Source organism: Nonomuraea turkmeniaca (genome assembly GCF_005889735.1).
In the GTDB taxonomy this organism is placed as follows: domain Bacteria; phylum Actinomycetota; class Actinomycetes; order Streptosporangiales; family Streptosporangiaceae; genus Nonomuraea; species Nonomuraea turkmeniaca.
Map to the genome: position 1 here is coordinate 1 of NZ_VCKY01000230.1, position 17,258 is coordinate 17,258.

15 protein-coding genes are annotated in these 17,258 nt (G+C 69.7%); 8 read left to right on the plus strand and 7 right to left on the minus strand.

Annotated features, from left to right (window positions below; all coding sequences use genetic code 11):
- Positions 1 to 66: 66 nt before the first annotated feature.
- On the minus strand, positions 67 to 870 hold the full coding sequence (locus tag ETD86_RS43240; protein WP_211370673.1) for a helix-turn-helix domain-containing protein: 804 nt from the start codon (positions 868 to 870) through the stop codon (positions 67 to 69).
- Positions 871 to 1,204: 334 nt separating this feature from the next.
- Here ETD86_RS43240 and ETD86_RS43245 point away from each other — a divergent pair, with 334 nt between their 5' ends.
- Together ETD86_RS43245 and ETD86_RS43250 are read left to right on the plus strand one after the other, a co-directional pair.
- Positions 1,205 to 2,284, plus strand: coding sequence for a WD40/YVTN/BNR-like repeat-containing protein (locus tag ETD86_RS43245; RefSeq protein ID WP_138672443.1), 1,080 nt, complete (start codon positions 1,205 to 1,207; stop codon positions 2,282 to 2,284).
- A 3-nt stretch (positions 2,285 to 2,287) separates the two neighbouring features.
- Entirely contained in the window at positions 2,288 to 2,599 is a 312-nt protein-coding gene (locus ETD86_RS43250) for a ubiquitin family protein (protein WP_211370674.1), read from the plus strand.
- 50 nt (positions 2,600 to 2,649) lie between these two features.
- On the opposite strand, the gene ETD86_RS43255 is transcribed toward ETD86_RS43250, so the two are convergent.
- Positions 2,650 to 3,117 carry an LAGLIDADG family homing endonuclease gene (locus ETD86_RS43255; RefSeq protein WP_138672444.1) on the minus strand — a complete coding sequence of 156 codons (468 nt, stop codon included), beginning with the start codon at positions 3,115 to 3,117 and terminating at the stop codon, positions 2,650 to 2,652.
- Between the two features lie 742 nt (positions 3,118 to 3,859).
- Positions 3,860 to 4,549, minus strand: coding sequence for an FAD-dependent thymidylate synthase (thyX, locus tag ETD86_RS43260; protein ID WP_211370675.1), 690 nt, complete (start codon positions 4,547 to 4,549; stop codon positions 3,860 to 3,862).
- 240 nt (positions 4,550 to 4,789) lie between these two features.
- Here thyX and ETD86_RS43265 point away from each other — a divergent pair, with 240 nt between their 5' ends.
- Positions 4,790 to 5,140 carry a DoxX family protein gene (locus ETD86_RS43265; protein WP_138672446.1) on the plus strand — a complete coding sequence of 117 codons (351 nt, stop codon included), beginning with the start codon at positions 4,790 to 4,792 and terminating at the stop codon, positions 5,138 to 5,140.
- Positions 5,141 to 5,153: 13 nt separating this feature from the next.
- Entirely contained in the window at positions 5,154 to 5,612 is a 459-nt protein-coding gene (locus tag ETD86_RS43270) for a MarR family winged helix-turn-helix transcriptional regulator (protein WP_138672447.1), read from the plus strand.
- A 31-nt stretch (positions 5,613 to 5,643) separates the two neighbouring features.
- Here ETD86_RS43270 and ETD86_RS43275 read toward each other — a convergent pair whose 3' ends face one another.
- The 4 genes from ETD86_RS43275 to ETD86_RS43290 form a co-directional block, all read right to left on the minus strand.
- A complete protein-coding gene (locus tag ETD86_RS43275) occupies positions 5,644 to 6,423 on the minus strand; it encodes an ABC transporter permease (RefSeq protein ID WP_138672448.1) in 780 nt (259 codons plus the stop codon).
- 64 nt (positions 6,424 to 6,487) lie between these two features.
- Positions 6,488 to 7,384 carry an ABC transporter ATP-binding protein gene (locus tag ETD86_RS43280; protein WP_138672449.1) on the minus strand — a complete coding sequence of 299 codons (897 nt, stop codon included), beginning with the start codon at positions 7,382 to 7,384 and terminating at the stop codon, positions 6,488 to 6,490.
- Positions 7,385 to 7,445: 61 nt separating this feature from the next.
- A complete protein-coding gene (locus ETD86_RS43285) occupies positions 7,446 to 8,780 on the minus strand; it encodes an amidohydrolase family protein (protein ID WP_138672450.1) in 1,335 nt (444 codons plus the stop codon).
- A gap of 41 nt (positions 8,781 to 8,821) precedes the next feature.
- Positions 8,822 to 10,978, minus strand: coding sequence for an anthranilate synthase component I (locus tag ETD86_RS43290; protein WP_138672451.1), 2,157 nt, complete (start codon positions 10,976 to 10,978; stop codon positions 8,822 to 8,824).
- A 264-nt stretch (positions 10,979 to 11,242) separates the two neighbouring features.
- On the opposite strand from ETD86_RS43290, the gene ETD86_RS43295 reads away from it, so the two are divergent.
- From ETD86_RS43295 to ETD86_RS43310, 4 genes are all read left to right on the plus strand, one after another.
- Entirely contained in the window at positions 11,243 to 12,433 is a 1,191-nt protein-coding gene (locus tag ETD86_RS43295; protein WP_138672452.1) for a cytochrome P450, read from the plus strand.
- A gap of 1 nt (position 12,434) precedes the next feature.
- The gene (locus tag ETD86_RS43300) at positions 12,435 to 13,016 is read left to right on the plus strand and encodes a TetR/AcrR family transcriptional regulator (RefSeq protein WP_138672453.1); all 582 of its coding nucleotides are present in this window, start codon (positions 12,435 to 12,437) and stop codon (positions 13,014 to 13,016) included.
- A gap of 153 nt (positions 13,017 to 13,169) precedes the next feature.
- Positions 13,170 to 16,664 (plus strand): S8 family serine peptidase, encoded by a 3,495-nt coding sequence (locus ETD86_RS43305; protein ID WP_138672454.1) that lies wholly within the window; start codon positions 13,170 to 13,172, stop codon positions 16,662 to 16,664.
- A 108-nt stretch (positions 16,665 to 16,772) separates the two neighbouring features.
- On the plus strand, positions 16,773 to 17,258 hold a 486-nt coding region (locus ETD86_RS43310; RefSeq protein WP_138672455.1), incomplete at its 3' end, for a DUF4394 domain-containing protein.

A 17,258-nucleotide genomic window follows, 5' to 3' on the forward strand; every position in this document is an offset into this window, starting at 1 on the left:
CCCCACCGGGGGCGCCCCCTCCACCGCCCGCTGGACGCCCAACCCGGCGCGCCGGCCACGTGCCGGTCAGCCGCGCTCCCCGCGGAAGGCGGCCGCGGTCTCCTCGTCATTGGGCCAGAACGTCTCGATGGCCAGCTCCGACACCGTCACGTCCACCGGCGTGCCGAACGTCGCGATCGTCGTGAACATCGACAACACCCGATCGCCTGCCGCGATCCGCAGCGGCACCAGGATGTCCGCCGGCCCCGGCACGTGCGCCACGTTGAGGTCGACCCCGGGATAGGTGTACGACGCCAGCTCGTCGTGCAACTCCGCCAGCAGCCCGTTCCCGGACATCTCGGCCTGCCTGCGCAGCTGGTGCAGCAGGTGCGCACGCACCTCGGCCAGGTTGAGCAGCCTGCCGCCCATGGCGTCCGGATGCAACGACAACCGCATCACGTTGACCGGCTCCTGCAGCAGCTCGGCCGGCACGCCCTCCATGAACATCCCGGCCGCCGAGTTGGCCGCCACGAGGTTCCACACCGCGTCCACCACGACCGCCGGGTACGGCTCGTGCCCCGCCAGGATCTTCTCCAGCGCCTGGCGGACGACCTCCATCTCGGGGGCGCGCACCTCGCGTTCGGGGTAGACCGGCGCGAACCCCGCCGACACCATCAGCCTGTTGCGGTGCCGCAGCGGCACCTCCAGCTCCTCGGCCAGCTTCATCACCATCTCACGGCTCGGCCGGGCGCGCCCGGTCTCCAGGAAGCTGATGTGGCGGGCCGACACGTCGGCCTCGATGGCCAGGTCGAGCTGGCTCACGCGGCGGCGCTGACGCCACGAACGCAACAGATCACCAAAGGACTCTTCTCGTACGGCTACCGCTCCCATGTCCGGAAACCTAGCGGGTGGAGGGAAGCGTCACGATTACCTGTCAGGTAATGCGAGATCCGTCCCAGTCGGGGCAGCCCGCTCGGTCCGGCACAAGCCTCGCACCTGCTCATCCGTGAGGCTTCCTGCACCACCCAGGTGGCGAAGAACTCGATCACCCTGACGCCCGCTCCACGCGAACCGGATCTTGCGGTCGTTCTCCGGAAGGCCCCGTATGCTCGCCAATCCCCGCATATGCCTACGGAATCGCCCTCGTGCGTGCGGCAAAACGCCCAGTCCTCGGAACTTGTCGGTCCAGCGTGGCACGATGGCCGCTAGCGAAGGGAGCAACGGCATGAGTGACACACTGCTCGCGATCGGCACCCGCAAGGGTCTGTTCCTCGCCCGCTCGGCGGACGGCGGCCCGTTCGAGATCGAGCCGATCCAGTTCTCCACGGTCGCGGTGCCCTCGGTGGCGATCGACACGCGCGGCACCACACCCCGGCTACTGGCGGGCATCGAGTACGGGCACTTCGGCCCATCTGTCATGTACTCCGATGACCTCGGCCAGACCTGGAGCGAGGCGGAGAAGCCGCCCATCGCCTTCCCCGAGAAGACCGAGGCGACCCTGACCCGGGTCTGGCAGCTGACCCCCTCACCCTCCGAGCCCGACGTGGTGTGGGCGGGCGTCGAGCCGGGCGCGTTGTTCCGCTCGGAGGACCGCGGGATCACCTACCAGCTCGTCGAAGGCCTGTGGGAGCATCCCCACCGCCCGCAATGGCAGCCGGGCGGCGGTGGCCTGTGCCTGCACACGATCATCCCGCACCCGTCCGACCCCGAGATCATCGGCGTGGCGATCTCCACGGGGGGCTTCTACCGCTCGACAGACGGCGGTCTGTCCTGGGAGGCGGCCAACCAGGGCATCCGTGCCCCGTTCATGCCCGAGGGTCAGCAGTATCCGGAGTTCGGGCAGTGCGTGCACAAGGTCGCCATGCACCCGTCCCGGCCCGACCGGCTCTTCCTGCAGCACCACTTCGGCGTCTACCGCAGCGACGACTTCGGCGGGGCCTGGGACGACATCGGATCCCCGCTCCCGTCGGACTTCGGCTTCCCGATCGTCGTCCACCCGTCACGGCCCGACACGGTCTACGTGCTGCCGCTGCACGCCGACATGGACCGCACCCCCGTCGGCCACCGCTACCGCGTCTTCCGCAGCGACGACGCCGGCGACACGTGGCAGCCTTTCGGGCAGGGCCTGCCGGAGGAGCCCGTGCACGCGACCGTGCTGCGGGACGCGATGAGCATGTCGGAGGCGGGGCTGTTCTTCGGCACCCGAGACGGCGAGGTCTACTGCTCACGCGACGACGGCGAGACCTGGTCACTGGCCGGCCGCCACCTGCCCGACGTGCTCTCCGTGCGCGCGGCGGTGCTGTAGCCGATGGTGAGCAAGCCCGTGACGATGGTGGTGTTCGTGCTGCCCAGCGCGCTGCGACGGTGGGTGAGCGGCCGCACGGAGGTCAAGGTCTTCGCCGTGGGCGCCGACCGCGACTCCCCGCCCACGCTGGGCTCCGCCCTCGACATGCTGCGGCGCACTCATCCACTGCTGGAGGAGCGGCTGCGCGACGACTACGGCCGCATCCGCCGGCACATCAGCATGATCGTGTGCGGGGAGAACGCCCGGGGCCTCGGCGGCCTGGACTGCGCCCTGCCGCCAGGCGCCGAGGTCTACGTCCTGCCCGCGCTGGCCTGAGCACTCTCCGGCCACGCCTAACCGGTCAGGCGTGGCCGGGCCACAATTGATCACATAATGATGCCTCCGGACACGACCGGTTTCCCACCGCGCCGGACGAAGAGCAGGCCGTTCGGCACCTGCGCGCAGTGGAAGGAACCTTTGTACGGCTCGAACCCGTCATGACGGCCGTCGGCGTTCCCATACACGCTGCGTGCCTTCAGGTTGTGATTGACCAGTGGTCTGCCGCGCCTGGACAGGAGTGACACGACGTAGGAGGGCCGCAGGTTGTGAAAGCGCTGTCCATTGGGCATGACACGCTCCAGCCCGACGCGGGCGTCCTTACGAATGTTGGCGCTTATTCCCGCCTTTATCGCAAGCACCTGCAGATCGTCGGCCATAACTCGTGACGCCGTATAGATCACGCGGTGGCCGGTACTCTTGTGTTTTGTTCCATCTCCCTCCACCATAGCATCCAGAAAAACGTTGATGAGGTCCGGCGGCCACTCGCCCACAAAAGAAGGAATCTGCTTGTCCACAGCATGACCGAGGCGGGCGAGCAGATCCCTGAGGGCAACGCACTGCGTGCGTACGCCGCCGTTACCGGATTGTGGGACGTAGGCGGGAAGACCATCATTCGCACGGTCTCCACCATACGATCAAGGATCGGACCTCGATTCTGTGCAGAACGATTTGATGACCATTGACGCTGCCTTCGGAGAGATAGTAGCCAAGAAAACGAGCAAAAGGCACAACTGGAAATAATGCTCCTGGATACTCGCGAGCGCACGAGACGCCATTGTCACGGCGAATCCACGACCTCTCCGTGGCAGAGATCCGCATTGATTCAGGGGCTTCCGGCGACCAGCGCGCCACCTTCTGGTAGCGGATCCTCCGATGGAGCAGATCGAGCGGCCGCTCCCTGCCGAACGGCTGTTCCCCTCGTCGAGCCGCCCTGGTGTCCACTCGCTGGGCCCAGAGCAGATGCTCAGCGCCGACGAGCAGCTCTACCTGCTCGGATCGCACCCGGTATGCCCGGCCGGGCGAATTGACGCGCAGCGTCCTCAACGCTCGCTGGTACTCCAATTCTCCGGTCCCCGGATTGAGCGTGCCAAAGTCCTCACTGCCGTCCACGAGTGGCCATGGCTTCCACCCTTTGCGCGTGAGGACTTTGGACTCATCGTCGTAACCGATTTCTCGCCTTATGCCCTCTTCGGCCTGCCCACGTCCGCTCACCCCACCAGAGAACCAGACGGCACCGACAGTTTAGGGCCTAGATCATTAAGGGCAAACGCGCCCGTTGGCCTCGAATGCCTCATGCGTCAACGGCATGAGCTCGGACCACAACTCCTCCATCTTCTCGGCGACCATCTCGATTTCCCGCTGGGGGAATGAGGGAAACGTGGAGTCCTCCCGCCTGGTCCGGAGAGAGAGGAAATTCATCAGGGCGCGGGCGTTGCACGTGGCGTACATCGAGGAGTAGAGGCCGACCGGAAGCACCGTCCGGGCGACTTCCCGAGCAACCCCTGCCTCGAGCATCTCCAGATACGACCGGTAGGACTGCCGATAGCTCTCCTGCGTCGCTTCGGTCACCAGCTTGTGCTGCTCAGGAGCGCCGTCTTTGAACACGTACTTGCCCGGCTTGCCTTCCTGCACCAACTTGCGGTCAGGGCCGGGTACGTAGAAAACCGGAACCAACTGGCGATATCTGCCGGACTCTTCGTTGTAGGAGAACGTGCGGTGTCGCATGAATTCACGGAAGACAAAGATCGGCGCGCTGATGTAGAAGGTCATGGACGAATGCTCGAACGGCGTGCCGTGCCTGTCGCGCATCAGGAAGTTGATGAGGCCCTTGGAGCGCTGCGGATCAGCTTCGAGCTCGGCCAATGAGCTCTCCCCCTTCGTGGAGACACGTGCGGCCCAGAGCACATCCGCGTCCGATGCCGCGGACTTGATCAGCTCCACGTCCATGTCGCTACGAAACTTGATCTCAGGTTCGACAGTGCCCATAGCAAGCCCCCGCTCGGATCGGCTGTGTTGTGACGCCCCAAGCAAACCAGCTCACGCGGCTCGGCGCGAGTCGGCGCCCATCCCCATTCTCCGTGAGACAGCAAGCGCCCGACCAGGTCAGCGGCGTTGCACGCGCAAATACTTGTCGCTTCAAGTTTTTAGGTCTACATTTGGGTTCCCAACTACTTGAAGGGTCAAGCTATGGACCTCCTCCTCTGGGTCGTGCAGATCCTGCTCGGCGTCGGCTTCGTCCTGTCGGGGATCGGCAAGTTCGTCTCCTTCGGTGCGGCGATGCAGGAGCGCCAGGCGTACCGGGAGGACTTCACCGGCGCGCAACTCAAGGCCGTCGGGGCGCTGGAGGTGCTCGGCGGGTTCGGCGTGGTGCTGCCCTGGGCCACCGGGATCGCCCCCATCCTCACCCCGCTCGCGGCCGCGGGCCTGGGACTCCTCATGATCGGAGCCGCCCTCGTGCACCGGAGGCGGAAGGAGCCGTTCACGGTTAACCTGGTCTTGCTGGCGATGGCCGTCATCGTCGTGGCAGGACGCTTCTGACCCTGGGGGTTCTTTGCTCGAAGGGCTCGGCGAGGACGAGCAGCGCGCGTGGCAGGGTCTGCTCGCGGTCATGCTCGTCGGCATCCCGCAGGTGGAGCGCACCTTCCGGGCCCACGGCCTGGTCCACGTCGAGTACGGCCTGCTCAACGCGCTGGCCGCGCGGCCGCTGCGGCTGAGCGACCTGGCGACCGTGGGCAACGTGTCGATCAGCCGGCTCAGCCATCGGGTCAGCAAGCTGGTGGAGCGCGGGTACGTACGACTGCGCCCGGACACGACCGACGGGCGGGCCAGCGTGGCGGAGATCACCGACGAGGGGCGCGCGGTCATCGCGGCGATCGCCCCGCAGCACGCTCAGGCGTTGCGGGAGGTCCTCTTCGACCATTTGACGCCGGAGCAGACGGCCGCCCTGGCCGACGCCATGCAGATCGTCGGCACCAAGCTCGGCGCCTGCCTCGACGGCCGCCCCCACTGACCCTGCGCCCCCGGGGTCGCGCAGGCCGTGGTCAGGTGATGTCGCGGCGGAGGGTGGTGACGGAGGCGAGAGCCGAGAACAGCAGTGCGTACGCCAGCAGCACGAGGCCGCCGGCCCAGGCAGGCAGCAGGTACGACGTGTCGAGCCCGAAGCCGACGCCCGTGTTCGTCAGGGCCGCGGTCGCGCCGCCGGGCGTCCACTTGCCCAGGGGCTGCAGCGCCGGGATGGCGTTGACCAGCGAGTCGAGGATGTAGATCCAGGCGAGCACGGCGATGATCGCGCCGACCTGGTTCCTGATGAGCGCCCCCAGGCCGAGGCCGAAGAGCGTGTAGAGCGCCAGGACGGCCAGCACGCTGACCAGGACCCGCCCCACCGTGCCGGTGAACATCAGGTCGCCGCCTGCCGTGAGCACGGTCACGACCAGCGCCAGGCCGGTCAGCGCCAGCACCGCCAGACCGAGCGCCACGCCCACCACCAGGGTCGCGATGAGCTTGGCCGTCACCACCCGCGCCCGCTTGGGCGTCACGAGGAGCGTGGTGGTGATGGTCTGGTAGCGGTATTCGCTGGTCATCATGACCACGCCGAGCACGGCCGCGAACAGCGCGCCCCCGGTGCCCACTCCCCACAGGGACTCCTGGAACGCCAGGGTGTGCCGGGCCGGGATGAGGGCCTGCCCGTTGGGGCCCGGGTCGCCGGCGAAGGCGATGAGGAAGCCGAGCGAGATCCCGACGTAGACGAGCATGACGAGCAGCATCACCCACCACAGGCGGGTGGTCGTGAGCTTGAGCAGCTCCGCGCGGACGAGCCCCATCAGCCCTGCCTCTCCGTGCGTGTCGGTGCCGCCGGCCCTGTTGCTCGTCGCGGATCAGGTGCCATCAGCTCTGCTCCTCCCCCGTCAGTTCCAGGAAGATCTGCTGGAGGTCGCCGCGTTCCTGGGTCATCTCGGTCAGCAGGACGCGTTCGTCCAGCGCGATGTTGGCGATGCTCTCGACGTCCAGCCCGCGCACCCTGAGCACGCCGTCGGCCGCCTCCACCTGGCCGCCGTGCCGCTCCAGGGTGGCGGCGAACTCCTCGGACCTGACCGTGCGCACCCGGACGACCGGCGCCTGCCCGTTGGAGATCAGCTCCGCCAGGCTGCCCTGCCGGACCAGCCGGCCCTTGGCGATGATCACGACGTTGTCGACGATCTGCTCGACCTCGGCCAGCACGTGGCTGGAGACCAGGACCGCCGCCCCCCGCTCGTGCGCCAGGTGGCGCATGAAGCCGCGCAGCCACTGGATGCCCGCCGGGTCGAGGCCGTTGGCGGGCTCGTCGAGGATGTACACGCCGGGATCGCCGATCATGGCGGTGGCCAGCGCGAGCCGCTGGCGCATGCCCATGGAGAAGCCCAGCACCCGTTTGCCGGCCACGTCGGCCAGCCCGACCCTGGCCAGCGCGTCCTCGGCGCGGGCGACGGGAAGGCGGGCGGCCGTGCACAGCACCCGCAGGTGGTTGAACGCGGTGCGGCCGGGATGGAAGTTGGTGGCCTCGAGCACCGCGCCCACCTCGCTGAGCGGGTGGTCGAGCTCGACGTAGCGCCGGCCGTTGACCAGCGCGCTGCCGGAATCCGCGGTGACGAGCCCCAGGAGGCTGCGCAGGGTGGTGGTCTTGCCCGCACCGTTGGGGCCTAAGTAGCCCGTGATCGTGCCTGCCTCGACCGTGAAGGACACCCCGTCCACCGCGCGTACCGGACCGAACGACTTCGATAGGTCTCGTATCTCGATAGCAGCCATGGTGGGGCGATTATCCGGGATGAGGCGCAGCTCACACCTCCTCCGTGAGGAGGAGTTACGGTCACAAGCGGTAGATGCGGCGGGCGTTTCCTGAGCCGATCATGTGGGCGATTCTGGCCGCGTCCGCAGCGCTCCACTCGCCTGCGCCGACTCTGGCCGCGAGTGCCGCGCCCATGGCCTGCCGGTAGTAGGAGGCGCCCAGCAGGCAGCTCTCGGCGACGCCGCGGCAGCCGGAGCTGAACAGTTGCTTGTGGAACGGGGCCAGCTCCAGGAGCTCGTCCATGACGCCGGCCGAGGCCGCGGCGGTGTGCGGCAGGGCGAGGCCGACGTCCACGTAGACGTGCGGGTAGCGCCCGGCCAGGTAGGCGGCCTGGCGGTGGAACGGGTAGCAGTGCAGCAGGATCACCGGCACGCCGGCGGGCTGGAGCCCGGCGACGAACCTGCTCAGCCTGGCGGGGTCGGTCCGGTGCAACCCGGCTCCAGAGACGCCCTCAAGGCCCGGCCCGCCGGCGCCCGGCGCGCCGCCCAGTCCCCACGTGCCGCCGAAGCCCGTGTGGAACTGCACGGGGAGGCCGCGGTCCCTGGCCACGTCGATCGCGCACCACAGCAGGTGACGCAGCAGGATCGGATCCGTGAGGGGCTCCTTGGGGTCGGCGAGCCGCCGGTTGGCCGCCGCGATCACCGAGCCCCGGCTCGGTCTGGCCGGGTCGAAGTCCAGCCCGCAGAGCGCGGCCATGACGGTCTTGAGTCCGACCGCCTTGGCGGCCCTGGCGGCCAGCTCCTCGCCGAAGCTGTCGAGGTAGTCGACGGCGATCTGCGCGGACATGGCCACGTCGCGCTCGATGTGCTCGATCCTGACCAGTTCGTCCGCCGCCGCGCCGCCGTGGCGGCCCATCTCGGCCGCCGACAGCAGCTCCGCGTCCCCAGCGCGGACGCTCCCTTCGCTCAGGCCCTCTGCGCTGACGTCCCCTGCGCTGACGTCCCCAGCGCTGAGGCCCCCAGTGCTGAGGCCCCCAGTGCTGAGGCCCCCAGCGCTGAGGCCCCCAGCGCTGAGATCCGTTGGCGCGGTGTCCACGAGGAACGCCACCACCCCGGCCGCGGCCAGCAGCCGCCTGTTGACCTCGGCCGCGCCCAGCTCGGCCCGGCGGGCGAGGTAGACGGCGGGCGGGGCGTGCGGCTCCAGGTCGAGCAGAGGCGCGCACCAGCGCCGTATCGCCAGGCCGAACGGCGTGTCGAAATGGGTGGTGCCCGGCGGGGCCGCGCTGCCGCCCTCGTGGATGAGCAGCTCGAACTGTGCTCGGGTCAGGTCGTCCCGGCGTACCCCGTGACAGTGGTGATCCACGAGCGGGGCGAGCAACGCGTCACGCACCGTGTCGGGTAGATCTACGGGGAGCATGCGGAGACTCTATGGGAGTCCCGCACGCCCCCGTAGGTGTTTTACGAGGTCCGCACCGCCTGGCGGCGGCAGAGCCGCAGGACGTTCGCGATGATCTTCGCGCCCGCGCCGCCCTCCTGGGTCAGGATCGACTCGGGGTGGAACTGCACGGCGAAGCGCCGCCGTTCGGCGTCCTCGATGGCCATGACGTTGCCGTCGGGCGTGAGCGCGGTCGCGGTGAACCCGACCACCCCCGGCTGCTTGGCGTGCAGCGAGTGGTAGCGGGCCGCGGTGAACTCCTCGGGCAGCCCCTCCAGCAGCGCGCTGTCGCCGAGGCGGGTGACCTGACCGCGCTTGCCGTGCTCGGGATAGCCGAGCAGCTCCAGCGTGCCGCCGGCCTGCTCGACCATGGCCTGCAGGCCCAGGCAGACGCCGAAGACCGGCAGGTCGCGGGCGTAGACCTGGTCGAGCAGCGCCGCCATGCCGAAGTCGGTCGGCCAGCCGGGCCCCGGCGACAACACCACGAGGTCGGGCCCGATCTCGTCGATCATGTGGGCCGGGAAGCCGTGGCGGAGCGTCACCACGTCAGCGCCCTCCTGGCGGAAGTAGTCCGCGAGGGTGTTGACGAAGGAGTCCTCGTGGTCGACGAGCAGCACTTTCATCCCCTTGCCCGGCTGCGGCCTGGGCTCCGGGGCTGGGGCCGCGTCCGGCTGGTTGACCGTGGCCAGGGCGCCGAGCAGGGCGCTGGCCTTGAGCTCGGTCTCGCGCTCCTCGGACTCGGGGTCGGAGTCGAACAGCAGCGTGGCCCCGGCCCTGACGGTCGCCACGCCGTTCTTGATCTGGGCGGTACGCAGGGTCAGGCCGGTGTTCATGGTGCCGTCGAAGCCGATGAAGCCGATGGCGCCGCCGTACCAGCGGCGGGGCGTGGCCTCGTGGTCCTCGATGAACTGCATGGCCCAGGTCTTCGGCGCGCCGGTGACGGTCACGGCCCACATGTGGGTGAGGAAGGCGTCGAGCGCGTCGAACTCGGGGCGCAGCCGGCCCTCGATGTGGTCGACGGTGTGGATGAGGCGGGAGTAGAGCTCGATCTGGCGGCGGCCGATGACCTTGACCGTGCCCGGCACGCAGATGCGGGACTTGTCGTTGCGGTCGACGTCGGTGCACATGGTCAGCTCCGACTCCTCCTTGATGCTGGAGAGGAGCGTGCGGATGGCCTCGGCGTCCTCGACCGGGTTGCTGCCGCGGGCGATCGTGCCGGAGATGGGGCAGGTCTCGACGCGGTCGCCGCTGACCCGGACGTACATCTCGGGCGAGGCGCCGACGAGGTGCTCGCCCTCGCCGAGGCTGATGATGAACTCGTACGGGGCCGGGTTGCTGTGACGCAGGCCGCGGTAGAAGGCGGCCGGGTCGGTGCAGGCGGCATGGAAGACCTGCCCGGGCACGACCTCGAACAGGTCGCCGCGCTTGAACTTCTCCTTGGCCGCGGCGACGACCTTGGCGTATTCGCCCTTCACCGGGTTCGGCGGCAGCTCCCCGGGGACGGCGAGGGGCGCGCTGGCGCCGGTGCGCTCGAGGCCGCGGGTCGTGGCGCCGTCCACGGTGAACTCGTAGCGGTATTCGACGCACGTCTCGCGCTGCCGGTCGATGACGACCAGCCGGTCGGGCAGGTGGAGCACGAGGTCGCGCTGGTCGTCGGGGCGGGCGAGCTCCTGCCTGATGGGCTCGAACTGGAAGGCCAGGTCGTAGCCGAAGGCGCCGTAGAGGCCCAGGTGCGGGTCGTCGCCGCGGAAGGCGGCGATGACCTCGCGGATCGCGGTGAACACGGTGGGCCGGCGGCTGCGCATCTCCTCCGGCAGCAGGTCCCCCGGATCACTGCCTGGCTCGGGGACGTGCACCTCCACGCGGTCGGCCGTGGGCTCGGTGAGCGGCTTGCCGGCGGCCAGCAGGCAGGACGCGACGGCCGGCAGCACGACCCTGCCCCGGTCGTTGAGCGCGGTCGCCGAGATCGTGCGCCCCTTGGCGACCAGCTCCAGGCACGGATCGACATAGCCGAAGGCCCACCGGCTGTAGCGGCCCGGGTAGTCCATGCCTGAGGAGAAGGCGCCGCCGCGTCGTTCGCCCAGAGCCGTCACGATCTCTTCGAGCGCGGCCTCGTCCACCTCGCGGGCCTCGCGTTCGACCCCGATGCCCCCGGCGGTGGTATATCCGCTGGTCTCCATGTGCTGCCCCTTAGTACGTCAAATGATCGTGCCCCGGGGGCGGACACGAGAAAGGCCGCCATCCGGGGCGGCCCGTTCGTCGCGAGAGATGCGAAACCCGCGCCGCCTAGAAGCGGCGCCACCACTGGAGCTGAGCGTGGTTTCGCATGCCGACAGGTTAACCGGCCAATCAAGATCGCGCAACGCGACCCGCCCGGCATGGCGACAACTTCAATACAGAGCTGTACTGTATTGTTATTGCCATCGGACAGAGGAGACTTCAAGATGGCCGAGACCGACGCCGTCGTCCTGCCCACGGAGCGACCCGCCCCCGACGACCCGCCCACGGGCCTGGCCGAGGTGCGCGAGCGGGGTCCCATCGCCCCGCTGGCCTACCCGGACGGCCATCGGGGCTGGCTGGTGACCAGCCATGCGCTCGCCCGCGAGGTGCTGGCCGACCAGCGCTTCAGCGTCCGCGCGGAGCTGCTGCACATCCCCGTCGAGCAGCCCGGCCGGGGCCCGGCCCAGCCGGCGCCGCCGGGCATCTTCGTCTCGATGGACCCGCCGGAGCACACGCGCTACCGCCGCCTGCTCACCGGCGAGTTCACCGTGCGCAGGATGCGCCTGCTGACCGAGCGCGCCGAGGAGGTCACCCGCACGTACCTGGACGCCATGGAGCGGCAGAACACGCCCGTGGACCTGCTGGAGGCGTTCGCCTCGCCGATCCCCGCGGTGATGATCTGCGAGGTGCTCGGCGTGCCGGAGCAGGACCGGGAGCGTTTCCGCACGCAGGCCGCCGCGATGACCGCCGGCGGCGTCCCGCAGGAGGAGCGGATCGCGGGGTTCCTCGGGATGCGGAACCACATAGGGGAGCTGATCGCGGCCAAGCGCGCCGCGCCCACCGACGACGTGCTCAGCGGGCTGACCGGCAGCGACCTGAGCGATGAGGAGCTGGCCAACATCGGCTTCATGCTGCTCGGCGCGGGGCTCGACACCACCGCCAACATGATCGCCCTGGGCGTCTTCACGCTGCTGCGCCATCCCGCCCAGCTCGCCTCGCTGCACTCGGCGCCCGACCAGGCGATCGAGGAACTGCTGCGGTACCTCAGCATCATCCCCTTCCTGACCCGCACCGCGCTGGAGGACGTCGAGCTGGGCGGCGAGAAGGTGCGGGCCGGCGAGACGGTCACGATCTCGATCACGGCCGCCAACCGCGACCCCGGACGCTTCCCCGACCCCGACGCCCTCGATCTGCACCGGACGGCGACCGGGCACGTGGCTTTCGGCCACGGTGTGCACCAATGCCTGGGCCAGCAGCTGGCCAGGGTCGAGATGCGGGCGGCACTCCCCGCGCTGTTCGCCAGGTTCCCGTCGCTGCGTCTGGCCGTGCCGCCGGAGGAGATCCGGCCGCGCACCCCCGACGTGCTCATCCACGGCGTGCTGGACCTGCCCGTCACGTGGGACGGAGTGCGCTGACATGGCGGGAAGGCCGCGCAGCCAGGAGGCGGACACCGCCATCCTGACGGCCGCGCTGGACCTGCTGATCGAGGCCGGCGCCGAGCAGACCAGCATCGAGCAGGTCGCGCGGCGGGCCGGGGTGACCAGGGCGACGGTCTACCGCCGCTACGCCGACAAGACCGCGCTGCTGGTGCGGGCCCTGGAGTGGGCCAACCACGACAACGACCCGGCCTTCGCCGGCTGGCGCGATGTCGGCCACATGCTCGGCGACTGGGCGGCCCATCTGGCGGTGCCGCGCAACCGGCGCCTGCTGCGCCGGGTCTACGCCGCCCGTGACGACTATCCCGCGCTCACCATGACCTACCGCAGCGTCAGCGGCGGACGGCGGGCGGCGATGGTGCGCGAGACGCTCGTCCGCGCACGCGATCTCGGGCAGTTGCCCGCGGAGGTGGATCTGGACGTGCTGCAGGAGATGCTGACCGGCGCGGTGCTCAACCACCTCGGCTCCCACCCCGACGACGAGGACGCCGAGAAGATCAAGGCGTACTTCATGGCGGTCATGAGGCAAGTGGGCCACCGCCCGGCGGTGATGACGGTCTAGCTCACCTATGGGCGACATTTCAGCTGACCAGATTACATTTCAGCCAGTCACGCCACATTTCCAGACCTCTATTGCTTTCCGGACACGATCTCTTCACCCTTCTCGACAGAGGCGTAAAGATCACCTCTCCCCCAATGTCGTGAAGGAGAGCGAGTGCCCACCACCCCCCTCTGGCGCGTGATCCTGGCCGGGATCACCGTCGCCGCCGGTCTGTCAGTCCCGCAGGCCGCGGCGCACGCGGCGCCGGATCCGGACAAGATCGACACGGCCGTGCAGGCGCGGCTGGCCCAGGACGGCAAGGCCACCTTCTGGGTACGCATGAAGGGTGCCGCCGATCTGAGCGGCGCTCGCCGGGCCGCCACCAAGCAGGCCAAGTCCGAGCTGGTCTTCGAGGCCAAGACCGAGCGTGCGAAGAGCTCCCAGGCGAGCCTGCGCAAGCTGCTCGACGCCCGCGACGCCGACTACACCTCTTACTGGATCGTCGACGCCGTGCGGGTGACCGCCGACGAGAAACTGGCCGGCGAGATCGCCAAGCTGCCCGAGGTCGAGCGCATCGACCCGGTCCGCACCGTCGCCCTGCCCGAGCCCACCCCGGGCAGCGCCGAACTCAAGGTGAACGCGGTCGAGTGGAACATCGACCGGGTCAACGCCCCGCGGGTGTGGAGCGAGACCGGCAACCGGGGCGAGGGCATCGTGGTCGCCCACATCGACACCGGAGCCCAGTTCGACCACCCCGAACTGGCCGCGAGCTACCGGGGCAGGAACCCGGACGGTTCGGTGACGCACGACTACAACTGGTTCGACCCGGCCCGCGTCTGCCCGACCTCCGCGCCGTGCGACAACAACGGCCACGGCACGCACGTCATGGGCACCATGGTCGGCGCGAACGGCATCGGCGTCGCACCGGGGGCGAAATGGATCGCCGCCAAGGGCTGCGAGGTCAACACCTGCACCGACGCGTCGCTGCTGGCGGCCGGGCAGTGGATCCTGGCGCCCACCGACCTGGCCGGGCAGAACCCGCGGCCTGACCTGGCGCCCGACATCGTCAACAACTCCTGGGGCGGCGATGGGTTCGACCCCTGGTACAAGCAGACGGTCGAGGCCTGGATCGCGGCCGGCATCTTCCCCGCGTTCGCCAACGGCAACGAGGGCCCGGCGTGCGACACCTCCGGCTCACCCGGCCAGTACGTGATCAGCTACAGCGCGGGCGGCTTCGACGTCAACAACAACCTGTACAACCTCTCGAGCAAGGGCGAGGGCGAGGACGGCGAGATCAAGCCGAACATCGCCGCACCAGGCGTGAACGTGCGCTCCTCCACGCCCGGCAACGGCTACAGCAGCTATTCGGGCACGTCGATGGCCTCACCGCACGTGGCGGCCACGGTCGCGCTGATCTGGTCGGCCGCGCCCGCGTTGCAGGGCGAGGTGGAGGCCACCCGGCCGTTGCTCGACAGCACCGCCACCGACGTCGCCGACACCGCGTGCGGCGGCACCGCGGCCGACAACAACATCTGGGGCGAGGGCAGGCTCGACACCTACGCCGCCGTCCGCGCCGCGCCCGCCGGTGAGGTCGGCGACCTGAGCGGCACGGTCACCGCGGCCGGCGCGCCGGTCGCCGGCGTCACGGTCACCGTGTCGGGACCGATGAACCGCACGGTGACCACCGGCGAGGACGGCACGTACGCCGTCCCGCGCCTGATGGCCGGCGCGTACGAGATCAGCGCCGCGAAGTTCGGCTACGACACGGCCACCGCCACCGCCACGATCACCGCCGGTCAGGCGGCGACCGCGGACGTGGCGATGACGCGGCAGCCGACGGGCGTGGTGTCCGGCACGGTCACCACGGCCGGCACGCCGGAGCCGGGCGCGACGGTGGAGGCCGACGGCACCCCGGTGAGCGCGGTGACCGGCGCGGACGGCCGCTACAGCCTGACGCTCCCGCACGGGACCTACGACCTGAAGGTCACGCCGAGGTCGCGCTGCTCCAGCGGCGCGACGGCGGAGGTGACCGTGGCCGGGGACGTGACCAAGGACGTCGAGCTGCCGCTGCGCGGCGACAACTTCGGGTACACGTGCCGCAGCGGCGCCCAGGCGTACCTGGCCGGGACCGAGAAGCTGGCGCTGACCGGCGACGACGAGGCCGTGCAGGTGACGTTGCCGTTCCCGGTGCCGTTCTACGGCGCCGGGCAGGGTAAGGCGTGGATCGGCACGAACGGGTTCCTCACGTTCGCCGCCGACCGGATCGTCACCGCCAGCAACGGCCGGCTGCCCTCCACGGGCACCCCGAACAACGCGCTCTACCCGTACTGGGACGACCTGATCGTGGACGCGCAGGCCGGGGTCTACACGGCGGTGACGGGCACGGCGCCGCACCGGGTGTTCGTGGTGGAGTGGCGCAACGTCACCTTCTACAACGACACCGCGCAGCGGATCTCGTTCGCTGCGCTGCTGGGCGAGGACGGCTCCATCGGGTACCGGTACAAGGACGTCGAGAGCGAGCGCGAGCAGGGCACGAGCGCCACGGTCGGCGTCGAGAACGCGACCGGCACCGACGCGCTGCTGTACTCCTATGAGGAGCCGGCGCTGTCCGACGGGCAGGGCATCACGTTCACGGCGAGCCGGCACGGGCTGGTCACCGGCGTCGTCACCGACGCCAACGACGGCGACCCGCTGGCCGGCGCGACCGTGCGGATCGGCGACGTGGCGACGTTCACGACCGGCGCCGACGGCTCGTTCTACGGGCAGGTGCTGGCGGGCGACTACGAGGTCGTCGTGGCCAAGGAGCACTACGGCACGTTCACCAAGGCCGTCACGATCGCGCCGGGCTCGGTGACGAGGATCGACACGGCGCTGATCACCGGCCGGGTGAGCCCGTCGGCCGCGGAGCTGACCGTGGTGATGCCGGGCGAGTCCACGCGGACGCGAACCCTGCGGCTCACGAACCTCGGCTCACCCACCGCGTACACCGCGACCGGGGAGAGCTGGGCGAGCGTGACGCCGACGGCCGGGGAGCTGGCCACCGGGCAGGCGGTGACCCTGCAGGTCACGGTCTCCAGCACCGGGGTCGCGCCCGGCACGCTGCGCGCGGGCAAGCTGATCGTCAAGTCGGCCAGCGGCCGGCAGCCGACCATCGAGATCAAGGTGACGGTGGTGGTGCCCAAGCACCAGGTGGCGATCGACGTGGACGCGACCAGGAGCCTGACCGACAGCGGCGGCGACACCTGGACGGCCGACAAGAAGTACGTCGCGGGCTCCTACGGCTACGTCGCCACGCAGAACAGGACGCAGAGCACGTCCAGGACCATCGCGGGCACCGAGGACCAGGCGCTGTTCAGGACGGCTCGTGAGGGCATGCTGGAGTACCGCTTCGACGGCGTGCCCGACGGGACGTACACCGTGGAGCTGGACTTCGCCGAGATCAGGAACACGCAGATGGGCAAGCGCGTGTTCGACGTGCTGGTCGAGGGGCAGCTCGCGATCCCGGCGCTCGATCTGGCCCTGGAGGCGGGCACGTACACGGCGGTCGCCCGGCAGTACACGGTGAAGGTCACCGACGGGCAGCTCAACGTGCGCTTCGCCACCCGCGAGGGGTCGACAATCGTCAACGCCGTCCGCATCTCCGAACGCCCCGACCGGGTGACTCCGTAACACATCCGCGAGACCCCGCCCTGCTCGAAATGCCGGGCGGGGTCTCATCCACAACGCCGGCGCCGGCGAAGAAAGGAGCAAGGCAACACCTTCACCCAAGGAGATCTGATGCGTAAGCAACTGGCGCTCGCCGTCGCCGTTCTCGGCGCGGGCGCGGTCGTGCCCGCTCTCTGGGCCTCGCCCGCGCAGGCCCAGCACCGAAACGCCGGACCGCTCGTGGCGGGCCTGACGACCGCCGGCGACCTGGTGGTCTTCCGTAGCGACAACCCCGGCGACGTCGACCGGGTCGGCAGGATCAGCGGCCTCAGAGGCGACATGAAGGTCGTCGGCATCGACTACCGCGTCCAGAACGGCCGGCTGTACGCCGTCGGCGACAAGGGCGGCGTCTACACGCTCGACAACCGGGCGCGCGCGACCAAGGTCTCGCAGCTGACCGTCGCGCTCCAGGGCCGGACCTTCGGCGTCGACTTCAACCCGGCCGCCAACCGACTGCGCGTGATCAGCGACACCGGCCAGAACCTGCGGCACAACATCGACGACCCGAACGGCGCCCCGGCCAGGAACACCACCGCCACCGACGGCCCCCTCACCAAC